Origin of the sequence: Arthrobacter sp. BL-252-APC-1A, assembly GCF_009696625.1 — a bacterium.
Taxonomy (GTDB): domain Bacteria; phylum Actinomycetota; class Actinomycetes; order Actinomycetales; family Micrococcaceae; genus Arthrobacter_B.
On record NZ_VULS01000013.1, the window covers coordinates 1 to 24,012 of the forward strand.

The 24,012-nt window shown below is 65.6% G+C and carries 23 protein-coding genes; 16 read left to right on the forward strand and 7 right to left on the reverse strand.

Going from position 1 to position 24,012, the window contains the following annotated elements:
- Positions 1–195: 195 nt before the first annotated feature.
- Positions 196–1,692 (reverse strand): helix-turn-helix domain-containing protein, encoded by a 1,497-nt coding sequence (locus tag FYJ28_RS15730; RefSeq protein ID WP_442778594.1) that lies wholly within the window; start codon positions 1,690–1,692, stop codon positions 196–198.
- 148 nt (positions 1,693–1,840) lie between these two features.
- Between FYJ28_RS15730 and aceA the strand changes: the two genes are divergently transcribed.
- The 3 genes from aceA (at position 1,841) to FYJ28_RS15745 (ending at position 6,575) form a co-directional block, all read left to right on the forward strand.
- Positions 1,841–3,148, forward strand: coding sequence for an isocitrate lyase (gene aceA, locus FYJ28_RS15735; RefSeq protein WP_154579986.1), 1,308 nt, complete (start codon positions 1,841–1,843; stop codon positions 3,146–3,148).
- 129 nt (positions 3,149–3,277) lie between these two features.
- Positions 3,278–4,912, forward strand: coding sequence for a malate synthase A (aceB, locus tag FYJ28_RS15740; protein WP_154579987.1), 1,635 nt, complete (start codon positions 3,278–3,280; stop codon positions 4,910–4,912).
- Between the two features lie 184 nt (positions 4,913–5,096).
- On the forward strand, positions 5,097–6,575 hold the full coding sequence (locus tag FYJ28_RS15745; RefSeq protein WP_154579988.1) for an amino acid permease: 1,479 nt from the start codon (positions 5,097–5,099) through the stop codon (positions 6,573–6,575).
- On the opposite strand, the gene FYJ28_RS15750 is transcribed toward FYJ28_RS15745, so the two are convergent.
- Positions 6,572–6,943, reverse strand: a complete 372-nt coding sequence (locus FYJ28_RS15750; protein WP_154579989.1) for a VOC family protein — start codon at positions 6,941–6,943, stop codon at positions 6,572–6,574. The genes FYJ28_RS15745 and FYJ28_RS15750 overlap by 4 nt on opposite strands.
- Before the next feature lie 34 nt (positions 6,944–6,977).
- Between FYJ28_RS15750 and FYJ28_RS15755 the strand changes: the two genes are divergently transcribed.
- Complete coding sequence (locus FYJ28_RS15755) at positions 6,978–7,730, forward strand: DsbA family oxidoreductase (RefSeq protein ID WP_154579990.1); 753 nt, start codon at positions 6,978–6,980, stop codon at positions 7,728–7,730.
- Here FYJ28_RS15755 and FYJ28_RS15760 read toward each other — a convergent pair.
- Entirely contained in the window at positions 7,727–8,404 is a 678-nt protein-coding gene (locus FYJ28_RS15760) for a LytR C-terminal domain-containing protein (RefSeq protein WP_154579991.1), read from the reverse strand. The genes FYJ28_RS15755 and FYJ28_RS15760 overlap by 4 nt on opposite strands.
- On the reverse strand, positions 8,397–8,696 hold the full coding sequence (locus FYJ28_RS15765) for a type II toxin-antitoxin system VapB family antitoxin (RefSeq protein WP_055239850.1): 300 nt from the start codon (positions 8,694–8,696) through the stop codon (positions 8,397–8,399). The genes FYJ28_RS15760 and FYJ28_RS15765 overlap by 8 nt, the downstream gene beginning before the upstream one ends.
- Positions 8,697–8,812: 116 nt before the next feature.
- On the opposite strand from FYJ28_RS15765, the gene FYJ28_RS15770 reads away from it, so the two are divergent.
- The 3 genes from FYJ28_RS15770 (at position 8,813) to FYJ28_RS15780 (ending at position 11,386) form a co-directional block, all read left to right on the forward strand.
- Positions 8,813–9,706, forward strand: a complete 894-nt coding sequence (locus FYJ28_RS15770) for a hypothetical protein (RefSeq protein ID WP_154579992.1) — start codon at positions 8,813–8,815, stop codon at positions 9,704–9,706.
- A gap of 209 nt (positions 9,707–9,915) precedes the next feature.
- Complete coding sequence (locus FYJ28_RS15775) at positions 9,916–10,950, forward strand: isopenicillin N synthase family dioxygenase (protein ID WP_154579993.1); 1,035 nt, start codon at positions 9,916–9,918, stop codon at positions 10,948–10,950.
- 148 nt (positions 10,951–11,098) lie between these two features.
- Positions 11,099–11,386: a DUF1905 domain-containing protein gene (locus FYJ28_RS15780; protein ID WP_055243146.1), complete on the forward strand. Its 288-nt coding sequence runs from the start codon at positions 11,099–11,101 to the stop codon at positions 11,384–11,386.
- Between the two features lie 21 nt (positions 11,387–11,407).
- Here the strand turns inward: FYJ28_RS15780 and FYJ28_RS15785 are convergent, their stop codons facing one another.
- From FYJ28_RS15785 to FYJ28_RS15795, 3 genes are read right to left on the reverse strand one after another with little or no spacing between them, the layout of a single operon-like run.
- Positions 11,408–12,631 carry an N-acetylglucosamine-6-phosphate deacetylase gene (locus FYJ28_RS15785; RefSeq protein WP_154579994.1) on the reverse strand — a complete coding sequence of 408 codons (1,224 nt, stop codon included), beginning with the start codon at positions 12,629–12,631 and terminating at the stop codon, positions 11,408–11,410.
- Between the two features lie 16 nt (positions 12,632–12,647).
- Positions 12,648–13,376, reverse strand: coding sequence for a glucosamine-6-phosphate deaminase (locus FYJ28_RS15790; protein ID WP_154580032.1), 729 nt, complete (start codon positions 13,374–13,376; stop codon positions 12,648–12,650).
- 11 nt (positions 13,377–13,387) lie between these two features.
- The gene (locus FYJ28_RS15795; RefSeq protein WP_154579995.1) at positions 13,388–14,122 is read right to left on the reverse strand and encodes a FadR/GntR family transcriptional regulator; all 735 of its coding nucleotides are present in this window, start codon (positions 14,120–14,122) and stop codon (positions 13,388–13,390) included.
- A gap of 208 nt (positions 14,123–14,330) precedes the next feature.
- Between FYJ28_RS15795 and FYJ28_RS15800 the strand changes: the two genes are divergently transcribed.
- The 9 genes from FYJ28_RS15800 (at position 14,331) to tatA (ending at position 23,703) form a co-directional block, all read left to right on the forward strand.
- The gene (locus FYJ28_RS15800; RefSeq protein ID WP_229780517.1) at positions 14,331–15,941 is read left to right on the forward strand and encodes an ABC transporter substrate-binding protein; all 1,611 of its coding nucleotides are present in this window, start codon (positions 14,331–14,333) and stop codon (positions 15,939–15,941) included.
- Positions 15,942–16,025: 84 nt separating this feature from the next.
- Positions 16,026–16,985 (forward strand): ABC transporter permease, encoded by a 960-nt coding sequence (locus tag FYJ28_RS15805; protein ID WP_326831767.1) that lies wholly within the window; start codon positions 16,026–16,028, stop codon positions 16,983–16,985.
- Between the two features lie 2 nt (positions 16,986–16,987).
- Positions 16,988–19,108: a dipeptide/oligopeptide/nickel ABC transporter permease/ATP-binding protein gene (locus FYJ28_RS15810; RefSeq protein WP_154579997.1), complete on the forward strand. Its 2,121-nt coding sequence runs from the start codon at positions 16,988–16,990 to the stop codon at positions 19,106–19,108.
- Entirely contained in the window at positions 19,105–19,914 is an 810-nt protein-coding gene (locus tag FYJ28_RS15815) for an ATP-binding cassette domain-containing protein (RefSeq protein WP_154579998.1), read from the forward strand. The genes FYJ28_RS15810 and FYJ28_RS15815 overlap by 4 nt, the downstream gene beginning before the upstream one ends.
- 27 nt (positions 19,915–19,941) lie before the next feature.
- On the forward strand, positions 19,942–20,874 hold the full coding sequence (locus FYJ28_RS15820; protein ID WP_154579999.1) for a dihydrodipicolinate synthase family protein: 933 nt from the start codon (positions 19,942–19,944) through the stop codon (positions 20,872–20,874).
- Between the two features lie 5 nt (positions 20,875–20,879).
- Positions 20,880–21,836, forward strand: a complete 957-nt coding sequence (locus FYJ28_RS15825) for an ROK family protein (protein ID WP_154580000.1) — start codon at positions 20,880–20,882, stop codon at positions 21,834–21,836.
- Positions 21,829–22,503: an N-acetylmannosamine-6-phosphate 2-epimerase gene (locus FYJ28_RS15830; protein WP_154580001.1), complete on the forward strand. Its 675-nt coding sequence runs from the start codon at positions 21,829–21,831 to the stop codon at positions 22,501–22,503. The genes FYJ28_RS15825 and FYJ28_RS15830 overlap by 8 nt, the downstream gene beginning before the upstream one ends.
- Positions 22,500–23,489, forward strand: a complete 990-nt coding sequence (locus tag FYJ28_RS15835) for an alpha/beta hydrolase (protein WP_195840705.1) — start codon at positions 22,500–22,502, stop codon at positions 23,487–23,489. Before FYJ28_RS15830 ends, FYJ28_RS15835 begins: the two co-directional genes overlap by 4 nt.
- Positions 23,479–23,703, forward strand: coding sequence for a Sec-independent protein translocase subunit TatA (gene tatA, locus FYJ28_RS15840; RefSeq protein ID WP_154580003.1), 225 nt, complete (start codon positions 23,479–23,481; stop codon positions 23,701–23,703). The genes FYJ28_RS15835 and tatA overlap by 11 nt, the downstream gene beginning before the upstream one ends.
- Positions 23,704–24,012 lie beyond the last annotated feature (309 nt).

The following is a 24,012-nucleotide window of genomic DNA, read 5'->3' on the forward strand; positions in this document are numbered from 1 at the left end:
GAACGATCTGGACCGCATCGCCGCAAAGCTCAACCGCAGACCCAGACCAACCCTGGACATGGATACCCCAGCCAACCGGCTGAACATGCTGCTGCAACCGGCAGCCTAACCCCCCAGCGTTGCACCCCCCACTTGACTTAGCCGCGTGAAACGAGCCGTAACTGGCCTCTCGATGGGTGACATGGGCGAACCGCGTCAGTCCCCGGAGTGCGCCTGCAGGAAGCTGTAGACCTCGGTCTCATCAACGCCGGGGAATGCGCCCGGCGGCAGGGCGGCCAGCAGGTGCGAGTGCGCGCGGGCACTCGGCCAGGCCATGCCCGACCATTCAGTGGCCAGCTCCGACGGCGGCGTGCGGCAGCAGTCCGGGTCCGGGCAGCGTGACTTGGACCGCTCGGTGGTGTCCCGCCCGCGGAACCACTTCACATGGGCGTATGGAACGCCGATGCTCAGCGAGAACAGTCCGCCGGAACTCCGCTCGGTCCGGGCGGTGCACCAGAACGTGCCCGCCGGAGTGTCGGTGTACTGGTTGTAGGCACTGAATTTGTCCGGCACCGAGAACACCTCACGGCTGGTCCAGTACCGGCAGATCGGCTGGCCCTCGATCGCGCCGGTGTGGTCGGAAGGGAACGTCACGCCGTCGTTTTCGTAGGCCTTGTAGACAATGCCGCTCTCGTGGACCTTCTGGAAATGGGTGTGGATGCCCAGGTGTTCAGTGGCCAGGTTGGTGAAGCGGTGCGCGGCTGTTTCGTAGGAGACCGCAAACGCGTCACGGATATCCTCGACGGCGATTTCCTTGGCTGCCTTGGCCCGCTGCAGGAACTCGACCGTCGCCTTCTCCGGCAGCAGCAGGGCTGCGGCGAAGTAGTTGGTGGCCACGCGCTGGCTGAGGAACTCCCCGTAGCTTCGCGGTGTCTGGTGGTCCAGGACGTAGTGCCCCAGAGCCTGCAGGAGTACTGAGCGCGGATCATGCTCGGAGCGCTGGGACTGGGTCAGGTAGATCCGTTTGTTCTTCAGGTCGGTGACGGAACGGGTGGAGTGCGGCAGGTCCGAGACGTGGTGCAGGCTAAAGCCCAGGTGCGCGGCAATGTCAGCAATAACGTGCTGGGACAGCGGACCGTTGGTATGCCCCACCGAATCCAGGACCTTCTGTGCCGCCTGTTCGTACTCCGGGAAGTAGTTGTTCCGCTCCCGCATCATCGCCCGGAGCTCGCCGTTGGCGCGGCGGGCTTCCTCCGGCGTTGCTACCTGTTCGTTCAGGCGGCGTTCCAGTTCCGCCTGCAGACCCACCAGTGATTCGAGCACGTCCAGGGGCAAACGCGAAGAAATGCGAACCTTCGGAAGGCCCAGGGACTGGTACAGCGGTCCGCGCTGGGCACGTTCCAGCTCGATTTCAAGTGCCGCGCGCCGGCTGGGCGGCTCCGAGCCGAGCAGCTGGTCGATACTCACGTCCAGCGCCTTGGCCAGGGACTGCAGCAGGCCAAGTTTCGGCTCACGCTTGCCGTTTTCGATCAGCGAGAGCTGTGATGCCACGGTCCCGACGGCGGCGCCCAGGTCATCGAGTGTCATGCCTTTGCCCTTGCGCAGGTGGCGTACCCGGCGGCCCAGGGAGATGACGTCGAGCGTGGAGTCAGCAGCGCCGTCGTCGTTCGCTTTGCCGGTTGAAATGGGCCGGTTCCATGTTGCGCTGGTCACAAATTCACAATAAGCGAAGAACTGCGTTTCTTTCCATAGAAAACCTCTAGAAAGGGGGTTGTTTTTGCCCGAGTGTTGATTGCACAGCAAGGAAATGCCGGATCCACGCACCGCCGGCAACGCATCGCAACCTAGGAGACGTAAGGCAATGACGCAGGTACCCAGCCACGAACAGACAGCACGCACCGCAGAGCAGCTCGCCCAGGATTGGGCCACCGATCCCCGCTGGGACGGCATCGAGCGCGATTACACTGCCGAAGACGTCGTCAAGCTCCGTGGCCGCGTCCAGGAGGAGCACAGCCTGGCCCGCCGCGGTGCCGAGAAGCTGTGGGACCAGCTGCGCAACGCCGGCGATGAGGGGTACACGAACACACTGGGTGCCCTGACTGGCAACCAAGCCGTGCAGCAGGTCAAGGCCGGGCTGAAGGCCATCTACCTCTCCGGCTGGCAGGTTGCCGCTGACGCCAACAATTCCGGCCACACCTACCCGGACCAGTCGCTCTACCCGGCCAACTCGGTTCCCACCGTCGTCCGCCGCATCAACAACGCCCTGCTCCGCGCAGACCAGATCGAGTTCGCCGAAGGCATCCAGTCCGTGGATGACTACCTGGTGCCGATCGTGGCCGACGCCGAAGCCGGCTTCGGCGGCCCGCTGAACGCCTACGAACTGATGAAGTCCATGATCCAGGCCGGCGCCTCGGGCGTTCACTGGGAGGACCAGCTCGCCTCGGAGAAGAAGTGCGGCCACCTCGGCGGCAAGGTGCTGATCCCCACCAGCCAGCACATCCGCACCCTTAACGCTGCCCGTCTGGCAGCCGACGTCGCAGACACACCCACCGTGGTGATCGCCCGCACCGACGCCGAGGCAGCAACCCTGATCACGTCCGACGTCGACGAGCGGGACCAGGAGTTCATCACGGGCGAGCGCACCGCTGAAGGCTTCTACAAGGTCCGCAACGGCATTGAGCCCTGCATCGCCCGGGCCAAGGCCTACGCACCGTACTCCGACCTCATCTGGATGGAGACCGGCACCCCGGACCTGGAAATGGCCCGCAAGTTCTCCGAAGCTGTCCGTTCGGAATTCCCGGACCAGATGCTGGCCTACAACTGCTCGCCGTCGTTCAACTGGAAGAAGCACCTGGACGATGACACCATCGCCAAGTTCCAGCGCGAACTCGGTGCCATGGGCTTCAAGTTCCAGTTCATCACCCTCGCCGGCTTCCACGCCCTGAACTACTCCATGTTCGACCTGGCCCACGGCTACGCCCGGTCCGGCATGAGCGCCTACGTGGAACTGCAGGAGCGCGAGTTCGGCGCCGAAGACCGCGGCTACACCGCTACCCGTCACCAGCGCGAAGTCGGCACCGGCTACTTCGACGCAATTGCCACCGCCCTGAACCCTGAGGGCAGCACCCTGGCACTGGCCGGCTCCACCGAAACCGCCCAGTTCCACTAACCAGCACCACTCTCCCCGCCCCATCGAGATAGCAGAAACTGCCCGTTAGGGCCTCGAAAAGAGCACTTTCTGTTATCTCGATGGGCGGGCGGGAAACCCAAATTCTTGAAACACGCCAAGGAGCACGCCATGAACGATCCCATCACCCTGAACGGTATTTCCCTCACCGCTTCGCCGGTCCGCCGGCAGGAGGAGATCCTCACCCCGCAGGCCCTGGACTTCGTCAAGGCGCTGCACCAGGCCACCCACACCCGCCGTCAGGAGCTTCTCCAGCAGCGCCAGGCCCGGCGGCAGAAGATCTCCAACGGCGCTGACCCCTCGTTCCTGCCGGAGACGCGCCACATCCGCGAAGACGACTCCTGGAAGGTGGCTCCCACCGCTCCGGGCCTGGAAGACCGCCGCGTGGAGATCACCGGCCCCGTGGACCGGAAGATGACCATCAACGCCCTGAACTCCGGTGCCAAGGTGTGGCTGGCGGACATGGAGGACTCCTCCACGCCGTCGTGGTCCAACGTGATCAACGGGCAGCTGAACCTGCGTGATGCCCTGAACAACAGGCTTGGCTTCACCTCGCCCGAGGGCAAGGAATACAAGATCAACGGCACCACGCTCACCGACCTGCCCACCATTGTGGTCCGGCCCCGCGGCTGGCACCTGCCGGAAAAGCACATGCTGGTAAACAACACCCCGATTGCCGGCGGAATCGTGGACTTCGGCCTCTACTTCTTCCACAACGCGCACCGGCTGATCGCTGAAGGCCGCGGCCCGTACTTCTACCTGCCGAAGATCGAGAACCACCTCGAGGCCCGGCTGTGGAATGACATCTTCATCCTGGCCCAGGACCTGCTCGGCATCCCGCAGGGCACCATCCGCGCCACCGTGCTGATCGAAACCATCACCGCAGCCTTCGAGATGGAAGAGATCCTCTACGAACTGCGGGACCACGCTGCAGGCCTGAACGCCGGCCGCTGGGACTACATCTTCTCGGTGATCAAGAACTTCCGCACCCGCGGTCCGCGCTTCATCCTCCCGGACCGTTCAATGGTGACCATGACCGCTCCGTTTATGCGCTCCTACACCGAGCAGCTGGTTCGGGCCTGCCACCGCCGCGGAGCCCACGCAATCGGCGGTATGGCCGCCTTCATCCCCAACCGCCGGGACAAGGCAGCGAACGACGTCGCGATGGAGCGGGTGCACGCAGACAAGACCCGTGAAGCCAACGACGGGTTCGACGGTTCCTGGGTTGCCCATCCGGACCTGGTGCCGGTGGCCATGGAGGTGTTCGACGGCGTACTGGGCGACCGTCCCAACCAGCTGGACCGTTCCCGCGAGGACGTGATCCCGAACGACAAGGAGCTGCTCAACGTTGCAGCCACCCCGGGCGTGATCACCGAAGCCGGCATCCGCAGCAACATCGAGGTGGGAATCCGCTACATCGAGTCCTGGCTCCGCGGCAACGGCGCAGCTGCCATCAACAACCTGATGGAAGACGCCGCCACTGCGGAGATCTCCCGTTCGCAGGTCTGGCAGTGGATCCACTCCTCCGCCGTGACCGACGAGGGCGAGATTGTGACCCAGCACTGGGTGCAGGAGCTCATGGACGACGAGTTCGCCAAGCTGGAGCGCTTCGACGGCGACCGTTTCGAGGACGCCCTGGAGCTGTTCGAGGAAGTGGCCTGCGGCGAGCAGTTCCCGACCTTCCTTACCGTTCCGGCCTACGCCCGGTTCCTGCACGAATCCCGGGAACCGGCTGCGGCTGCCTAGGCAGTTAGTCATCGAGAGCGGGGCCGGACGCGAAAGCGTCCGGTCCCGCTTATCGCTTTAAACCGGATCATCTGTGGCCGATGCCACGGCAGTACGGGTCCAGCTCACAGCATGGAACAAGTTGGGAGGCGTAGCATTGATAGGCCGCCGCTGCGGCTAATCCCCCAGTTCAAGGTGTTTCTCCATGTCTTCCTTCGGCCAAGCGCTGGCCCGCGGACTCAACGTCCGGCACATCCGCTTTATGGCACTCGGCTCGGCCATCGGCACGGGCCTGTTTTACGGATCCGCTGCCGCCATCCAGGCAGCCGGTCCCGCCGTGCTCCTTGCCTACATCATCGGCGGAGCAGCGGTCTTCCTGGTAATGCGTGCGCTGGGCGAAATGGCCGTGCGGCATCCTGTGTCTGGCTCCTTCGGCCAGTACGCCAGCCGGTACCTCGGCCCGTTCGCCGGGTTCATCACAGGTTGGACGTTCGCCTTCGAGATGGCCATCGTTGCCATCGCCGACGTCACGGCGTTTGGCATCTACATGGGCTTCTGGTTCCCGGACGTCCCGCGCTGGATCTGGATTCTCGCCGTCGTGCTCCTGATTGCAGCCCTGAACCTCATGCGGGTGAAGGTGTTCGGGGAGACCGAGTTCTGGCTCTCCATCATCAAGGTGGCAGCGATCATCGCCATGATTGCCGGCGGGGCAGCAATCATCGTCTTCGGATTTGGGCTGGAGGATGCCGCCAATCCGGGGCTGGACACGCTGCTGGGCTCCGGCGGCTTCTTCGCCAACGGGTTCTGGGGCCTGCTGGCGTCCTTCTCCGTAGTGATGTTTGCGTTCGGCGGCATTGAAACCATCGGCATCACCGCTGGTGAGGCGGAGAACCCGAAGAAGGCCATCCCCGCTGCCGTGAACACCGTTCCGGTACGGATCCTGCTCTTCTACATCGGCGCCCTCGCTGTGCTGATGATGATCTTCCCGTGGGAGCAGATCGACGGGGAAACCAGCCCGTTTGTGCAGATCTTCGATTCACTCGGCATCCCGGCCGCCGCGCACATCCTCAACGCCGTCGTGATTACCGCCGCTCTCTCAGCCATCAACTCGGACACCTTCGGGGCCGGGCGCATGATGTTCTCCCTCGCCCGGCAGGGCCAGGCCCCGGCCGGATTCGCCCGGATTTCCCGCCGGGGCGTGCCGTGGATGACCGTGGCTGTCATGGCTGCCGTCCTGCTGGTTGGCGTGGTGCTCAACGCCGTGCTGCCTGAATCCCTGTTCCTGCTGATCGCCTCGATCGCCACGTTCGCCACCGTTTGGGTGTGGCTGATGATCCTGCTGTCCCACATCGCCATGAAGCGTGAGATCAAGCGCAATTCCCTGCCGGCCTCGGAGTTCGGCGTGCCGTTCTGGCCGGTTGCCTCCTACGCCGCGCTGGCCTTCATGGTCTTCATTGTGGTGCTGCTGGGCATCATGCCGGACACCCGTGTCGCCCTGATCGTGGGGGTTGTGTGGATCGGCTTCCTCTTTGCCGCCTACCGGATCTGGGTCCGCGGCACCGGCCGGCAGCGCGCAGAGCTGGCTGATGAGACGGGCACGGAGTACGACGCCGCTGCCCGGCCCGGCGCCCCGGTCGCGGACGCGGCGGACGCCCCGGCGACGGACGCGGCGGAGCAGCGCTAGCCTTCGCCCCAGCAGAGGCAGAACGGATGGCCGGCGGGATCTGCGTACACCTGGAAGCCGTTGGGGACAGTCGTGTCCGGGGCTGCCTGCAGCAGCTCCGCTCCCAGAACCAGGGCTTCGGCGTGGGCTGAGTCCAGGTCCTCAACGTAGAGATCCAGATGCATCTGCTGCGGCTGTCCGTCCGGCCACTGCGGCCTGATGTGGTCCGGTGCCAGCTGGATGGCGAGGACTTTCTCGCCGTCCACCCGGATGCTGTGCCAGTCGTAGTCTGTTTCAACAATCGTTCCGCCGAGCATTGAAGCCCAGAACGTGCTCTCCACGTTGAGGTCCGGTGCGTCTATGGCGAGTACCTGCCTGCGAATTTTCATGCCGGGATCATGCCACAGGAAACCGGGGCAGGGAATGGTGCCGGGAATAGATCAGGTTCGTCCCGTAGTTGCCGACAGTGTGCTGGTAGAAATCTGGTCCGATATCGGATGCCCCTGGTGTTTTATTGGCAAGCGGCGCTTTGAGGCTGCCCTGTCCCGTTTCGAGCATGCCCCGGAGGTGGAAGTCCGCTGGCGCAGCTACCAGCTTGATCCCACCCTGCCCGAGCGTTTCAAAGGCTCGGAGGTCGAGTACCTGAGCAAGGTCAAGGGAATGGATCCCGCGCAGGTTTCCGGGATGCTGCAGCATGTCACCGAGCAGGCCGCCGGCGTAGGGCTGAGCTACCGCTTTGATGAGCTGAAGGTCGCAAACACGTTTACCGCGCACCGGCTGATCCACCTTGCACGTGACACGCGCGGCCCCGAAGCCGCTGCTGCCGTGAAGGAAGCGCTGCTCTCGGCGCACTTCGAAAAGGGCCTGGACATCTCGGACAAGGCGGTGCTGGCCGGCATCGGTGCTGATGCCGGGCTGGAGCCGGAAGCAGTGCGCGAAGCCCTCTCCGGCACCGACTACACCGATTCCGTGAACGCTGACATTGCCGAGGCGCGTGCCTTGGGAGTCACCGGCGTGCCGTTCTTTGTCCTGGACAGGAAGTTCGGCCTTTCCGGCGCCCAGCCTGAAGACCTGTTCCTGCAGGCCCTGACACAGGCTTGGGAGGACGGGCACCGGCCGCTTCAGCCCGTAGTACCGGAAGGCGGAGCCTGCGCCGTGGACGGCAGCGGCTGCTAGCCTGCGTCCGCTCCTTCACTCTTCCAGGGGCAGGTGATCGGACCGGGAGCTGCGGCCTGCGCTGTTTCAAGCGGAATCAGGTCGCTGTAGCCGGAGCCGAGGACAACGTCCACTGAGGCATCCTCCCTGTCGTCCTGGATGTACTGGGTGTCCGGGATCTGCTGCTGGATGGTGAAGGCCCCGGGTTCGCCTTCCGGTCCGGAGAGAATGATGGCCGTCATTCCTTCCCGGTTCACGGTGCTGTTGCCCACTACGCCTATCGCAAAGCCGCGGGTCTTCAGTGCCTCGGCAACCTGCCCGGCGAGCCCGGGAGTCGCCGTCGTGTTGTAGACGTTTACCGTGACGGACTCCGGTGGCTGGTACGTGTAGGGGCCTGCGGGACATCCTGATTCCACTGCCGGGCGGGGTTCCGCGCGGGGCAGTGCGATCCAGCCTGCCGTGATTCCCTGCGCGACCACTGCGGCTCCAATAAGCACGGCGATCAGCAGGCCGAGCACTACCGTGTGCAGCGTGCGCTTGCGGCGTGCGCGCTCCTCTGCGGCCTCGGTGCTTTCGTCATCGTCAAAAACGGCACCCAGATCCTGCTCGGTGACAATTCGGTGGCCGTGCCACTCCGTGGGGTCGCCCTCTTCCTGAGCTCCCTTGCGCTGCCCTCGAAGGGGCTCGTTAGTCATCGATCACCAGCACACGGGCGTGCAGGATGGTGCGCTGATGCAGTGCCGTCCTGACTGCCCGGTGCAGTCCGTCTTCCAGGTACATGGTGCCCCTCCATTGCACTACGTGCGGAAAAAGGTCTCCAAAGAAGGTCGAATCCTCGGCCAGCAAAGCACCGAGATCCAGGGTGGCCTTAGTGGTCACCAGCTCGTCCAGCCGGACCTGCCGGGGAGGTACCGCTGCCCAGTCCTTGGGAGTTACGTATCCATGGTCGGGGTAGGGGCGCTCGTCGCCAACAGCTTTGAAGATCACTAATCCAGAGTAGAGAAGTTCCGCACCCAAGGAAACAGGACGCCCCGCCAGCACCCGCAGGATTACGCCGATCGGGGCCGAATACGGCATGTGCGCAGGTCCGGGGATACTTAAGCATGACTTCTGCACGTTTTGGACTCCTGCTCGACGTCGACGGTCCGGTCGCATCGCCGGTTACCCGTTCGGTCTCCCCTGCCGTGATTAGCCACCTCGTTTCGCTTGCCTCCGCAGGGTGGCCGGTGGTGTTCAATACCGGCCGATCGGATGACTTCATCCGCAAGCAGGTCATGGAGCCGATGATCGCCGCCGGCCTTCCCTCCGGCGTCCAGGTGCATGCCATCTGCGAAAAGGGCGGCGTCTGGTTCTCCTTCAACGGAACCGGCCAGGGCGAGGTGAGCGTGGATGAGGAGCTGGCATTGCCGGAACCCTACGCTGCCGCCATTCGGGAGCTGGTGGCCCGGAAGTACACCGGGCACATGTTCTTCGACGAGACGAAGCGGTCCATGGTCTCGGTGGAGCAGAACGTGGACGTTGCCAACGCGGACTACCTGGCGGAGCAGAAAGAGTTCGACGCCGATGCCCTGGCGCTGATGTCTGAGTTCGACATGGGTGTGTGCCGGCTGGACCACCACGCGCCGAACTCCGACGATTCCGTCGACTACCGGATCGACCCCACCATCATCTCCACGGACATCGAGGCCCTCGGCGTTGGCAAGGACCTTGGCGCCCGGCGGGCGCTGGCACTGCTGGAGGCCGACGGTACTGCTGTCCCGCGGACATGGCGGACGGTCGGCGACTCACGCACCGACTACGCAATGGCTGATGAACTGCATGCCCTGGGCTACGACGTCGCGCATGTGGACGTGCGTCCGGCTGACGGTGTGCCCGCCAAACCGTATCCGGTACTCACCGCCGGAGAACGAATTCACGACGACGCCGGCGAGGCTTTCCTGCGCCGGTGGACGCAGATGGCGGCTGGGGAGGCTTCGGACGACTCGGCCGTGGTCTAGGCGCAGGCGCAACCCCCTGAGGATGGCCGAGGAGAACCGGGAACAGGCGGGCAAAGCACCCGCCGTTCCAGGACCGGAGCGTCCTTAAACCGTGTTTGTTACGCCACGCCCCACGCGCAACACATCAAAGCCGCAGGTCAGAGCTGAATGACGCCATGTTGCGTAACATTTGGTTCCCAGTTGACAGGCCCCGGTGCTACGTTTCCGGAATGAGCGATAACCCCACATCGATTCCTGTCCTGGACCTCAGCACGGCCCGCAACGCGGACGGCACCTTCAACACCGAATTCATCGACAAGCTCCGCGAAGCGACCCACAAGATCGGGTTCTTCCAGCTGGTGGGCTACGGTGCAGGCGAGGAACGCGTCAAGGACCTTTTCGATGTCACCAAGCGCTTCTTCGACCTCCCGCTTGAGGACCGCCTTGAGCTGGATAACCGCAAGTCGCCGCACTTCCGCGGCTACACCCGGCTTGGCACCGAACTGACCCAGGGCCGCCCCGACGCCCGCGAGCAGGTCGACTTCGGTCCGGAGCGCGAGCCCGTGGCGGACTACCCCGCAGACCAGCCGTACTGGCTGGTGCAGGGACCCAACCTCTTCCCGGACACGGTGCTGCCGGAACTGCGCGAGACCTCCATGGAGTGGGCCGAGCTGATGAGCGAGGTCGGCGCCGAACTGCTCGCCGCCATCTCCGTTTCGCTGGAGCTGCCGGAGGACCACTTCACCGAACCGTTCGAGGGCACCCCTGCCTGGATGGCCAAGCTCATCCACTACGTGGGCGGCGTCGTGAAGGAAGCCGGCACCCAGGGTGTTGGTGCCCACGCTGACTACGGTTTTGTGACCCTGCTGCTGCAGGACGAGGTGGGCGGCCTGGAGGTCAAGCCGCACGAATCCGACGAGTTTATTCCGGTTGAGCCGATCCCCGGTGCGCTGGTCGTGAACCTGGGCGAGATGCTGGAAGTCGCCACCCAGGGCTACCTCTCCGCGACCATTCACCGTGTGCAGGCCCCGCCGCCCGGCGTCGACCGCTATGCCATTCCGTTCTTCTGGTCCCCGCGCCTGGATTCAGTCATTGATCCGGTGCAGCTGCCTCCGGCCCTCGCGGACCAGTCCCGCGGCATTTCCGACGACCCGCAGAACCCGATGCTGGCTTCCTACGGCGCCAATGTCCTGAAGGGCTGGCTCCGCGCCCACCCCCAGGTCGCTGCCATCCACCACCCGGAGCTGGTTCCAGCGAAGAAGTAGCAAAACGCACGACGGCGGCGCGGCGGGCAGGTGCTTACGGCATCTGGCTGCCGGGCCGTTGGCGTTTTGGTGCCCGTTCCTCTCCCCACCCGAACCCGATAGGGTGAACGGACCGGCAGCGACGCCGGCTCTGAACAGGAGAATACGAATGGCGACAGTCCCGGGCCCGCTTGATCACACATTCACTGCCCCCATCGGGGTGAAGGTCAAAGGCGATGTCTGGTCCTGCGTGGAGATGCCGGGATCTGCTGAGTTCTTCGGTACCGGAAAGACCGTGAAGGTTGCCGCCACCGTAGACAACGAACCTGTGCGCGGCGGCCTTATGCCCACCGGACAGGGCGGCCACATGCTTTCAATCAGCGCCAAGCTGCGCAAAAAACTGGGCAAGGACATCGGGGACACGGTCACCGTCCGGCTCACCGAGCGGCTCAGCTAACCGCCCCAAAGTCCGTCGGGGCTAGGAAAGCCAGCTGCCCCGGCGCATCACCCGGACAGGCACCAGCGCCTCATCCAGCACGATCAGATCAGCCGAAGCCCCGGGAATCAGTGAGCCCAGCCCCTGTCCGCGGCCCAGTACTCTCGCTGGCACGGCGGCGGCAGAGATAACGGCGTCCGTCAGGGGAACTCCTGCGCCCACGGCGTTCCGCACCAGGTCCACCATTGCCGCAGTGCCGCCGGCAATCGAACCTGTGGTTGTCAGCCGGGCTACGCCGTCCTGGACCAGGACTTCAGCCGGACCCAGCCGGTACTGGCCGTCAGCCAGGCCTGCCGCTGCCATCGAATCGGTAACCAGAGCGATGTTTCCGGCTCCCAGCAGGTCGAACATGGTCGCCACCAGGTAGGGGTCCAGATGCGTATTGTCCGCAATGAGCTCGACGGCGGCGTTGCCCGCCCCAGCAGCGCGCAGGCAGGCCGAAACAGCCCCGGGTGCCCGGTGGTGCATCGGATCCATTCCGTTAAACAGGTGCGTGACCGTGGGCCGGGCACCGGACTGCCCGGATGCAGCAAGGAGCTGGCGCGCCCTGCCCAAGGACTCGTGGGCCTGCTCGGCCGTGCAGGCGGTATGTCCCAGGGAAGGGGTTACGCCGTTCCCGGCAAGCAGTTCCACCAGGGCGTCGGCGCCGGGCAGCTCCGGCGCATAGGTCATGGTGCGCAGCCAGCCGCGCCCGGCCCGGATCAGTGCCTCCGCCAGTTCCAGGTCCGGTGCCAGCAGCCAGCGCGGATCCTGCGCCCCGCAGCGGACTTCGGACAGGAAGGGGCCTTCCAGGTGGATGCCCGCGACCAGGCCTTCCTCGGCCAGCCCCGCGAGCAGCGCCACTTGCCGCAGCAGCACTTCAGGTTCATCAGTGACCAGGCTCGCCATCACCGTGGTGCTTCCGGCAGCGTGCAGCCTGGCAACTGCACCGCGGATCGCTGCGGCGTCGGCGCGGGAAAAGTCGACGCCGTAGGCTCCGTGGCAGTGCAGGTCCACCAGCCCCGGAACCATGACCTGCCCCGGAGCGAGATCCACGACGTCGTCTGCCGGAGCAGGTGCCAGATCCGCGGAGGGACCGGCATAGGTGACCACACCGCCGTCGAGCACCACTGCTGCATCCGGAAGCAGCGTCTCGAGAACTGCCACACCGCGAAGCACCAGGCGTGGGCGGTCGGCGGACTCCGGAACAGGATTCGTGGCCGTCATATATATGGTCCTTTGGCTAGAGGAGGGAGGCGGCGGCAGCGTCGGCCAGGACGGCAACCCGCCCATGCAGCTGCAGGACGGATGCCGGGCACTCCGGGCTCACGGGACCCTTCAGCGCCGCGTGCAGTGCCTGCGCTTTGTCTTCGCCCTGGGCGATGAGCAGCAGCTGCCCTGCCTCGAGGATGGTGCCCAGCCCCTGGGTCAGGCAGCGGGTAGGCACACTGTCGAGTGAGTCGAAGAACCGCCGGTTGGCACGCCGGGTGTCTTCGGTGAGGACTTCAACCCGGGTCCGGGAATCCAGCGCTCCGCCGGGTTCGTTGAACGCCAGGTGCCCGTTGCGTCCGATACCGAGAATCTGAAGGTCGATTCCGCCCGCCTCCGCGATCAGCCGTTCGTAATCATCGCAGGCTGCCTGCAGGTCAGCCCGGTGCGGATCCGGGACGTGCACGGTCTGCGGATCAAGCCCCAGGGGTTCGATAATCTCCCGGCGCAGGACTTCCGCGTAGCTTTCCGGATGACCGGGCGGCAGGCCGACGTACTCGTCCAGGGCGAACCAGGCTGCATTACGGTAGTCCGCATGTGTGCCCGCGAGCGCCTCATAAAGGGGCGCCGGCGATGAGCCGGTGGCCACACCGATCACGGGCGCAGGCCGGGCGGAGAGCGCATCCAGCACTAGCCGGGCAGCGGCGGACCCGATTTCTGCCTGGTCCAGGATCTGCAGCAGCGGAGCAGCGGGATGGTCCATGGTTCCGGCGCTCACGCGTCACGCAGCTTCGCGAGCTGGCCACGAATACCGTCAAAGTGCCGGCGGAGCCGTTCAGAAGCGAGTTCCTTGTCCCCCGCCTTGACGGCTTCCAGGATTCCCCGGTGCACGGCGGCGTTCTCCTCCAGGTTGACCAGCGGGTCTCCGCCGAGCTCCAGATGGATCTTGCGGTAGACCTGCCAGAAGACAGACATCAGGTTTGAAAGCAGTTCGTTGCCCAGGGGTTCGAAGAGCTGGTAGTGGAAGCGCTCATCCACCTCGGTGAAGGTGTTTCCATCGGCGGCCGCGGCTTCCATCTCCTGGACCGTAGCTTCAATCTCCGCCAGGTGCTCAGGAGTCCAGAGGTCCATGGCTTCGCCGATGAGGCCGGCTTCCAATGCCTGCCGCACGTCCACCAGCTGGAGCGCTTCCTTGCCCTCGTGCCGAAGCGAGAGCCGCCCCCGGAAGGTCAGGCCGTCCGCCAGCGCATCGAAATTGGCCGGAGCCACGAACATCCCAAAACCGTGCCGGATCTCCACTACACCGAGGGCCTGCAGGACCTTCAGCGCTTCACGCAGCGTGTTCCTGCCGATCCCCAGTGCCGCGGCCAGCTCCGCCTCGGTGGGAAGGGCGTCTCCCGCCTTGAGGTCGCGCTCCAGGATGAGTTCCATGATTTCAGCCTGCAGGGCCCGCGAACGGTTCTGGGCACTGAACCGCGCCGGCGGCAGTGAAGCATGGGGCAGGCTCATAAGTCCTCCTGGGACGGCAATTCGATGGGCTATGGAATAAAACTTAGCCGATAGCACCACAGGTTATAGGATGTCCTATCTTTAGGACAGAGTTACAAAAAGAGTGTCTTGAGATCGCTTGACGTTCTTATGTGAGGAACCTTACAGTTCTCGGAACAAGCATCGGACATCCTACGTCCGATAAGTGACATGGATGGCGAGGCAACAGATGAATAATTCTCTTGACACCAGCGGCCTGCTGAACGACTCAAGCCGCCGCAACTTCCTCAAGCTGGCAGGCGTCATGGGTGCCGCCGCAGCTTTCGCAGGCTCTATTTCGGCCTGCAGCCCCGGCGGAAGTCCCGCCCCGGCCGGCAGCGCTGCCGCAGCCGAGGGTACGGGCTCCATCGAGGCCGGCATCTCTTACCAACTCTCGACGGGCTTCGACCCGATGATCTCCACCGGAGCCACTCCGCAGGCAGCAAACCTGCACATCTTCGAAGGCCTGACCGAACTGCATCCGGCAACCCGGGAACCGTTCCTGGCGCTGGCCGCCGCCGAACCCACCCAGGTCGATGACACCACCTGGGAAGTGAAGCTCCGCGACGGCGCGAAGTTCCACAACGGCGATCCGGTCACCACCGAAGACGTCGTCTTCTCCTACGAGCGCGTCCTGGATCCGGCGAACCAGTCGCTTTTCGCCGGCTTCATCCCCTTCATCGATTCTGTCAGTGCAAAGGACGACTCAACCGTCCAGTTCAAGCTGAAGTACCCGTTCCCCGGCTTCAGCTCACGCATCTCAGTCATCAAAGTTGTGCCGAAGGCCGTCGTCACCGCAGATCCTGAAGGCTTCGACCTGAAGCCGGTCGGCTCCGGACCGTACAGCCTGGTCTCCGCCGTCAAGGAAGACCGCATCGTCTTCAAGAAGTTCGACGACTACAACGGCAAGTACCCGGCCCGCGTCGCGGACATGACCTGGCTGCTGCTGGCCGACCCGGCCGCCCGCGTGGCCTCCGTCCCTTCCCGCACCCAGGCCATCGAGGATGTTCCCTACCTGGACGTGGACCAGCTGGCCACCAAGGTTGAGGTGGAATCCGTCCAGTCCTTCGGCCTGCTGTTCCTGATGTTCAACTGCGCCAAGTTCACCGACAAGCGCGTCCGGCAGGCCCTGCACTACGCAGTCGACACCGAAGCCGTGATCACCAAGGCGCTGCTGGGCAACGCCACTGCCGCCACGTCCTACTTCCAGAAGGGCCACCCGTCCTACAGCGAAGCAGCCGGGGTCTACGGGTACGACGCCGCCAAGGCCAAGTCGCTGCTGCAGGAAGCCGGCGTCCAGGACCTGACCATCACCCTGACCTCCACCGACACCGGCTGGGTCACCCGTGTGGTGCCGCTGATCAAGGAATACTGGGACGCCATCGGAGTGAGCACCACCCTTGAGATCCTCCAGTCCGCAGCCGTCTACGCACCGGAAAAGGTGGGTGGCAAGAACTTCGACGTGCTCTGCGCCCCCGGCGACCCGTCCGTCTTCGGCAACGACGGTGACATCCTGCTCAGCTGGTTCTACCGCGGCGCCACCTGGATGGAGAACCGTGCCGGCTGGAACACCACTCCGGAATACGCCGACGTACAGGCGAAGCTGGACGAGGCCGTGAAGCTGGATCCGGAAGAAGCCAAGGCCATCCATTCCTCCGTGGTGGACATTGTCTCCGAAGAGGTTCCGCTGTACCCGCTGCTCCACCGCAAGCTGCCCACTGCCTGGGACACCAATGCATTGGACGGCTTCGCGCCGCTGCCCACCACCGGCGTCTCCTTCGTCGGCGTCGGCCGCAAGTAAACCTCCGGCACTAAGCACCACCCGCGGCGGGGTGCCTCCCCCCAGGCACCCCGCCGGCTCTTTCCCGCACATTGGAGTTCCTGAGTGACAATGTTTATCCGCCTCCTGGGGCGCCGGCTCGCAGTCCTGCCGATTATGCTCTTGGGCGTTACGGTCATGGTCTTCGTAGTGCTGTCCGTGATCCCCGCTGACCGCGCCACCGCTGTCCTCGGGGAGAATGCCAGCGAAGAGGCCAAGGATGCCTGGCGTGAGGAACGCGGGCTCAACGAATCCCTGGTGGTCCAGTTCTTCCGCTACCTGGGCGGCGTGATCCGCCTAGACTTCGGCGTCACCAACCCACCGGAAGAATCCGTGGCCACCAAGATCGCCTCGGCCTTCCCCGTCACCCTGCAGCTGACCTTCCTGGGCATCCTGCTGGCCGTCGTCCTGGCACTCAGCCTCGGCATCACCGCCGCCCTGTACCGCGACCGCTGGCCGGACCAGGCCATCCGCATCTTCTCCATCGCAGCAATCGCCACCCCCTCCTTCTGGCTGGCCATCCTGCTGATCCAGTGGTTTGCCCTTCCCGAAGGCTCGATCTTCCCCACCGGCGGCCTCGCCTGGGCAGACCAGTACGGCTTCGTCGGCTGGCTCTACTCCATGGCTCTGCCCGCCCTGGCACTGGGCATTCCGATTTCCGCGTCGCTGATCCGGGTGGTCCGCACCTCCATGGTGGAGGAACTGGACCGCGACTACGTCCGCACCGCCATTGGCAACGGCGTGCCCTACCGCACCGTGGTTGCCCGCAACGTGCTGCGCAACGCCCTCGTCACTCCCGTCACCGTGCTGGGCCTCCGTGTGGGCTATCTGCTGGGCGGCGCCGTCGTCATTGAAAAGATCTTCAGCCTCAACGGCATGGGCGACCTGATCGTGGTGGGCCTGACGACGTCGGACACCAACCTGGTACAGGGCGCGGTCCTGACCATCGCGGTCGCCTTTGTCCTGGTCAACATCGTGGTTGACCTGCTCTACCTGGCCATCAACCCCCGAATCCGGACGGTGTAACCATGCGCAACTCACTGGCCGAGCGGCTCAGCAGCACCGGTGCCCGCTTCACCGCATTGAACCTCAGCTCCAAACTCGCCCTGGGTTTCCTGGGCTTCATAGTCCTGGTGGCCATCGTCGGGCCGTTCTTCGCTCCCTTCGGGGAGAACGAATCCAGCGCACCCGTACTCGCTCCCGGCGGCGAACACCTCTTCGGCACCGACGGGTCCAGCTATGACGTGTTCTCCCGCCTGCTTTACGGCGCCCGCGTTTCAATCGCGATCGGCCTTGGCGCCGTTGCCCTGGCCCTGGTCCTCGGCTCGATCCTGGGTGCCATCGCCGCGACCTCCCGCAAAGCCGTCAGCGAGACGGTGATGCGCATCCTGGACATTCTGATGGCCTTCCCCGGCATCGCACTGGCAGCTGCCCTGCTGTTCGCGCTGCGGGACCACTCGCTGAACCTGTTCGGCTCCACCGTTCCGGTGCTGATCCTGGCGATCGCCATTGTCTACACGCCGCAGCTGGCCCGCGTGGTCCGCGCCAACGTGCTCGCCCAGTACGGCGAGGACTACGTCCGTGCCGAACGCGTGATCGGCGCCGGCCGCACCTACATCCTGCTCAAGCACATTGCCCGCAACTGCGCCGCCCCGGTGCTGGTCTTCGCCACCGTGATGGTCGCCGACGCGATCATCCTGGAAGCGTCGCTCTCGTTCCTGGGTGCAGGCGTGCAGCAGCCCGCAGCCTCCTGGGGCAACGTCATGGCCGACGGCCGCAACGTGGTCTTCAGCGGCGCCTGGTGGCCCACCACTTTCGGCGGCATCACCATCCTGCTGACCGTCCTGGCGCTGAATATCCTGGCCGAAGGCCTGACCGACGCCATGGTGAACCCGCGGAGCCGCAAGCCGCGCACGCACGCTCCGGCCGCCGTCGGCGCCGTCGCCACCGCTGCCCAGCCTTCCGCACTGGATGCTGCCGGCACCTCGCTGACGGAGCACGACGGCGCCACTCCGGATGCCGGCGCCGGTGCACCTTCCGTGGGCGCGAACGTCCACAAACCCGGCTCGCTCGAAGCCCTCGCCGTGGAGCTGGACCGGCTTGCCGCCGTCGAGGCTTCCCGCACGGACCGCCTGCCCGCCGTGGCAGCGGATGCGCCGGTAATCCTGGAAGTGAAGGACCTCTCCATCCGTTTCCCGGAACGCTACGGCGACACCGCCATTGTGGACCGGGTCAGCTTCACCGTCCGCGAAGGCGAGACCATGGGCCTGGTCGGCGAATCCGGCTGCGGCAAGTCCATCACGTCGCTTGCCATCATGGGCCTGCTCCCCCGCACCGCGCAGCTCAGCGGTTCCATCCGGTTCAACGGCAAGGAGCTGCTTACCAACGTTCCGAAGGAACGCGACCGGCTCTACAAGGGCCTGCGCGGCGAGCAGATCGCCATGGTCTACCAGGACGCCCTCAGCTCCCTGAACCCGTCCATGCTCATCAAGGACCAGATGGCCCAGCTCACCCGCCGCGGCGGCCGCAAGAGCCCCCGCGAACTGCTGGAACTGGTGAAGCTGGACCCGGACCGCACGCTCAAGAGCTACCCGCATGAGCTCTCCGGCGGCCAGCGCCAGCGCGTGCTCATTGCCATGGCGCTCTCCCGTTCGCCGAAGATCGTGGTGGCGGATGAACCGACAACAGCGCTGGATGTGACCGTGCAGAAACAGGTGGTGGACCTGCTGAACGAACTGCGTGAGCAGCTTGGCTTCGCCATGGTGTTCGTCAGCCACGACCTGGCGCTGGTGGCGTCCCTGGCGCACCGCGTCACGGTGATGTACGCCGGGCAGGTGGTTGAATCCGGCGACGTCTCGGACCTGCTGCAGGACCCCCGGCACGAATACACCCGCGGCCTGCTCGGTGCGGTGCTCTCCATCGAGGCCGGCGCCGAACGCCTGCACCAGATCCAGGGCACTGTTCCCTCGCCCCGGGATTTCGCGGCGGGCGACCGGTTCGCTGAACGTTCCCTGCGGCCCGACGCCGATCCGAACCAGGTCCTTGAATTCGTCCAGGTTGGGGACAGCACGCACTACTGGGCCAGCCACGAAACCGCCGGTTCACAGGACCTGGTGGAATCCGGCACAAGCACAAGGCAGGAAGCATGAGCACGGAAAACAGCACCGCCCCCGTCCTGGAGCTGAAGGGCATCAAGGTCCATCACCGGGCCCGCACCGGCTCGCTGTTCCGCCCGAACATCGTCAAGGCCGTGGACGGGGTGGACTTCACCGTGCGCCGCGGGGAAACCGTGGGCATCGTGGGTGAATCCGGCTGCGGCAAGTCCACCCTGGCCTCCGTGCTGGTGGGCCTGCAGGAGCCCACGGCAGGTGAAGTACTGTTCAACGGCCAGAAGGTCAGCACGCGGGCCTCCTCTTCGAAGAAGACCTTCGGCCGCGCCGTCGGCGTCGTCTTCCAGGACCCGGCCACTGCGCTGAACCCGCGCATGACCATCCAGGACATCCTCACCGACCCGCTGCAGGTCCACGGAATCGGCACCCAGGCCTCCCGGCTGGCACGGGTCAAGGAGCTGCTGAGCTTGGTCGGGCTGCCGCAGTCCGCCGCCGAAGTTACCCCGCACCAGGTTTCCGGCGGCCAGCGCCAGCGTGTGGCCATCGCGCGGGCCCTGGCGTTGGGCCCCTCGGTGATCGTCGCTGATGAACCGACGTCCGCCCTGGACGTTTCCGTCCGCGCACAGGTCCTGAACCTGCTTTCGGACCTGAAACGGGAACTGAACCTGGGGATGGTCTTCATCTCGCATGACATCCAGACCGTCCGCTACGTCTCCGACCGGATCTGCGTCATGTACTACGGGCGCATCGTCGAGGAGGGACCGGCAGCAGAAGTCTTTGACCGGCCCGCCGATGACTACACCAAGAGCCTGCTCGGCGCGGCTCCCAGCCTTTTGCACGTCTAGAACTAGAACCAAGCACTGGAGAACCACTTGTCACACGCATCCAAGCCCAGCTTCCACGGCGTCATCCCGCCGGTCGTCACGCCCCGCACGGCGGACGGCGCCGTTGACACGGCGTCGCTGGAGAAGCTGACCAAATACCTGCTCGACGGCGGCGTCACGGGGCTTTTTATCCTCGGTTCCTCCGGTGAGGTCCCCTACCTCACCAACGAGGAACGCGACACGGTCATCCGCACAGTGGCCGGCGTCAACGCCGGTGAAGTCCCCGTGATCGCCGGTGCCTGCGAACAGACCACGGCCCGCACCATCGAGGAAGGCCGCCGCCTGATTGGCCTGGGAGCGGACGCCATCGTGGCGACGTCGCAGTTCTACGCCATCTCCGATGCCGCCGAGACCGAGACCCATTTCCGTTCCCTGCACGCTGCCTTCGACGTGCCGCTGTTCGCCTACGACGTTCCCGTCCGCACCCACTACAAGCTGCCGCTGCCGCTGCTGGTGCAGCTGGCGCAGGACGGTGTGCTGGCCGGCGTGAAGGACTCCTCCGGTGATGACGTATCTTTCCGCCAGCTGCTGCTGGCAACCCGCGGCCTGCCGGACTTCGCCGTCTTCACCGGCCACGAAGTAGTAGTGGACGGCGCGCTGCTTGGCGGCGCAGCCGGTGTGGTTCCTGGTCTGGGCAACGTGGACCCGGCCGGTTACGCAGCGCTCTACTCTGCCGCGCAGGCGGGCAACTATGCCGAAGCGGCACGCGTGCAGGACCGGTTGGCAGGCCTCTTCGACATTGTCTATACCCCCACTCCGGGACGGGTCTCCCCCGGCGCGGCTGGCCTGGGAGCGTTCAAGACCGCCTTGATGCTGCTCGGTGTCATCGAAACGAACGTTATGTCCGCTCCGATGGCGGCCCTGAACGAGGCCGAGACCGCAGCGATCCGCACCATCCTCGAACGCAGCGGACTGCTCTGAGTCCCATGCGCCACGTCATCGGGATCGATCTGGGCGGCACCAAGACTGCCGGCGGAATTGTCGACGGCGCCGGGAACGTGCTGTTCTCCTCCGCGGTACCGACGCCGTCGCAGGCCGGTGCGGGCAAGGTCCTGCAGGCTGCCGCCGGGCTGGTGGCTTCGCTGCAGGCCGAGGCGGAGAGCCGCGGCCTGCACGTGGATGCCCTGGGCGTCGGCTCCGCCGGCGTGATCGACTCAGCCCGCGGCGTCGTGCTCTCCGCCACGGATTCAATCCGGGGCTGGGCCGGGACAGCCCTGGCTGCCGAGCTCACCGTACGCACCGGCCTGCCCGCCACGGTTCTGAATGACGTCCACGCCCACGCCCTGGGCGAGAGTTGGCTCGGCGCCGGTGCCGGTGTTCCGAGTGTCCTGTTTATGGGCATGGGCACCGGCGTTGGCGGCAGTTACGTGCTGGACGGCCAGCCGCTGGAAGGCGCGTCCTTCGCGGCCGGGCACACGGGGCACCTCGCCTCGCCGTTCGCCGTCGAGTCTGGGCAGCCGCTGCCCTGCAGCTGCGGCGGCGCCGGGCACGTGGAGGCTGTCGCGTCCGGCCCGGGGATCCATGCCCTCTACACCCGGCTGGGCGGCAGCACGGCCGCGGACACCCGCGGCGTCTATGCCCTGGCGGCCGACGGCGACCCTGTCGCCGCAGAGGCACTGCGCCGCGGTGCAGCGGCGGCCGGTTCTGCGATCGGCGGGCTGGCCAACGTCCTGGATCCGCACATCGTGGTGGTGGGCGGCGGCTTGGCCTTTGCCGGTCCGCTCTGGTGGGACGCCATGGAAAACCAGGCCCGCGCGGAGCTGCTGCCTCCACTGTCCGGCCTAAAGATCGTTCCCGCGCAGCTTGGCGAGACCGCAGCCATCCGCGGCGCCGCCCGCCGTGCCCTGACGCTGATCCCCGCTACCGAAGGCTCCCATGCTTAATCTCGAAACCCTCCGCAGCTCCCTGATCGTTTCCTGCCAGGCCTACCCCGGCGAACCGATGCGGGATCCGCGCACTACTGCGCAGGTGGCCCAGTCCGCTGTGATCGGCGGCGCCGCAGCTGTGCGGGTGCAGGGCCTCAGCGATATCGCCCGGGTGCGTTCCGCCGTCGAAGTTCCGGTGATCGGGCTGTGGAAGGACGGGCACGACGGCGTCTTCATCACTCCCACCCTGCACCACGCCCTGGCCTGCGCGGGAGCGGGCGCACACATCGTGGCGCTGGACGGCACCCGGCGGGAACGTCCGGACGGACTGTCCCTGGCGGAAACCATCACTGGGGTGCACAAGGGCTCCCCCGCGCTGGTGATGGCCGACTGCGGATCAGCAGCCGACGCCGTTGCAGCCGCGGAGGCTGGTGCGGACATTCTCGGCACCACGCTCGCCGGATACACCGGGGAACGGCCAAAAACGGACGGGCCGGATCTGGAGCTGCTCGCCGAAATCGCATCCTTGGACCTCGGACTGCCGCTGATCGCCGAAGGCCGCATCCATACCCCTGCACAGGGACGGGCTGCGCTGGATGCCGGAGCGTTCGCCGTCGTTGTGGGTACTGCCATTACCCATCCGGCAACGATCACCGGTTGGTTCGCGGACGCACTCGCGCCGTGAAGACTTCCGTGAAACCGTTTCGGGACCGCGTGGACCCCGAGCTGCTGCCCGGGCTGGCTTATTCGGAGACCTATCCCCCACCGGTAACCCGGGCGGAACTGGCGGATTTCCGGAACCAGGCACCTCCTCCTGCCGCCGTGGATGCTGCGGACGTGCAGATCCGGGACACAGTCCTCGGCGGGCTGGCCCTTCGGGTCTTCACACCCGCCGGTCCGGGACCGCATCCGGCGGTGTACTGGCTGCATGGCGGCGGAATGATTGCCGGCAGCGTTGAGCTGGAAACGGCGTACTGCGCTTCCCTGTGCTCCAGCATCGATGCCGTAGTGGTGGCGGTGGACTACCGGCTGGCTCCCGAGCACCCGTTTCCCGTGCCCTTGGAAGATGCCCTCGCCGGCCTGGAATGGCTGTTTGCTTCCGCAGCCGAACTCGGCGTGGACCCGCAGCGAGTGGCGGTTGCCGGTTCAAGCGCCGGCGGTGGACTGGCTGCCGGGCTGGCGCTGCTGAACCGTGACCGGTCCGGACCTCCGCTGGCTTTCCTGTACCTGATGTACCCCATGCTGGATCCCACCCATACCTCGGGGTCAGCCCGGGAGTTCGCCGGGATTCCCACCTGGAACCGGACGCACAGCGAGTTCGCCTGGGACTGCTATCTGGCAGGATCCCCTGCGTCCCACGCGTCCCCGTACGCAGTGCCCATGTTGGCAGCGGATCTTTCCGGCCTGCCGCCGGTCCTCATTCAGACCGGTGAACTGGACCTGTTCCGGGATGAGGACATTTCCTTCGCCATGCGGCTGCTGCAGGATGGCGTGTCCACTGAGCTGCTGGTCTATCCCGGCGCCTACCACGGCTTCGAGCTGAGCTGCCCGGACTCAGCGGCCAGCCGGCGCAGCCTGCGGGACCGGAACCAGGCCCTGTTCCGGGCACTGCACGGCCCGTCGGCAGTTTTTTCCCTGACCAACGCTATGAAAGGCGCTCATGAGGCTTGAAGGCTGGCACATCGTCATCATCGTCGTTCTGGCGATTCTTCTCTTCGGCGCCCCCAAGCTTCCCGGCCTGGCGCGCAGCGTCGGCCAGTCGCCGCGGATTTTCAAGTCCGAGGTGCGCCAGCTCAAGGACGAGGATCCGCCGGCTCCCGCTGCTGCGGCCACAACTCATCGAGAGGGCACTTACGGCTCTAATGAGGCCGCAAAAGAGCCGTAACTGCCCTCTCGACGGGAAGGAGCCCAAAAGGCAGTCGCTGCGGGGACTCCCGGGTGGCAGGGCACCTCGGAATTAGCTGCCGGCCTTCGCTGGACGGAGGCTTCGGGGAATCTCCGGCTGCAATCGTCCGGCTTCAGAGGGGTCTCGCGCCATCCTTCGGGGAGTTGGCGTCGTTTAGAGGGGTCTCGCGCCATCCTTCGGGGAGATACCGTCCCTTGACCGAACCCAAAGCAGCGTTATCTCCCCGAGGGTCGCGGGCGTTCGGCTCATAAGAGCGTTAACTCCCCGAAGGATGAGCCGGCTCCAGCT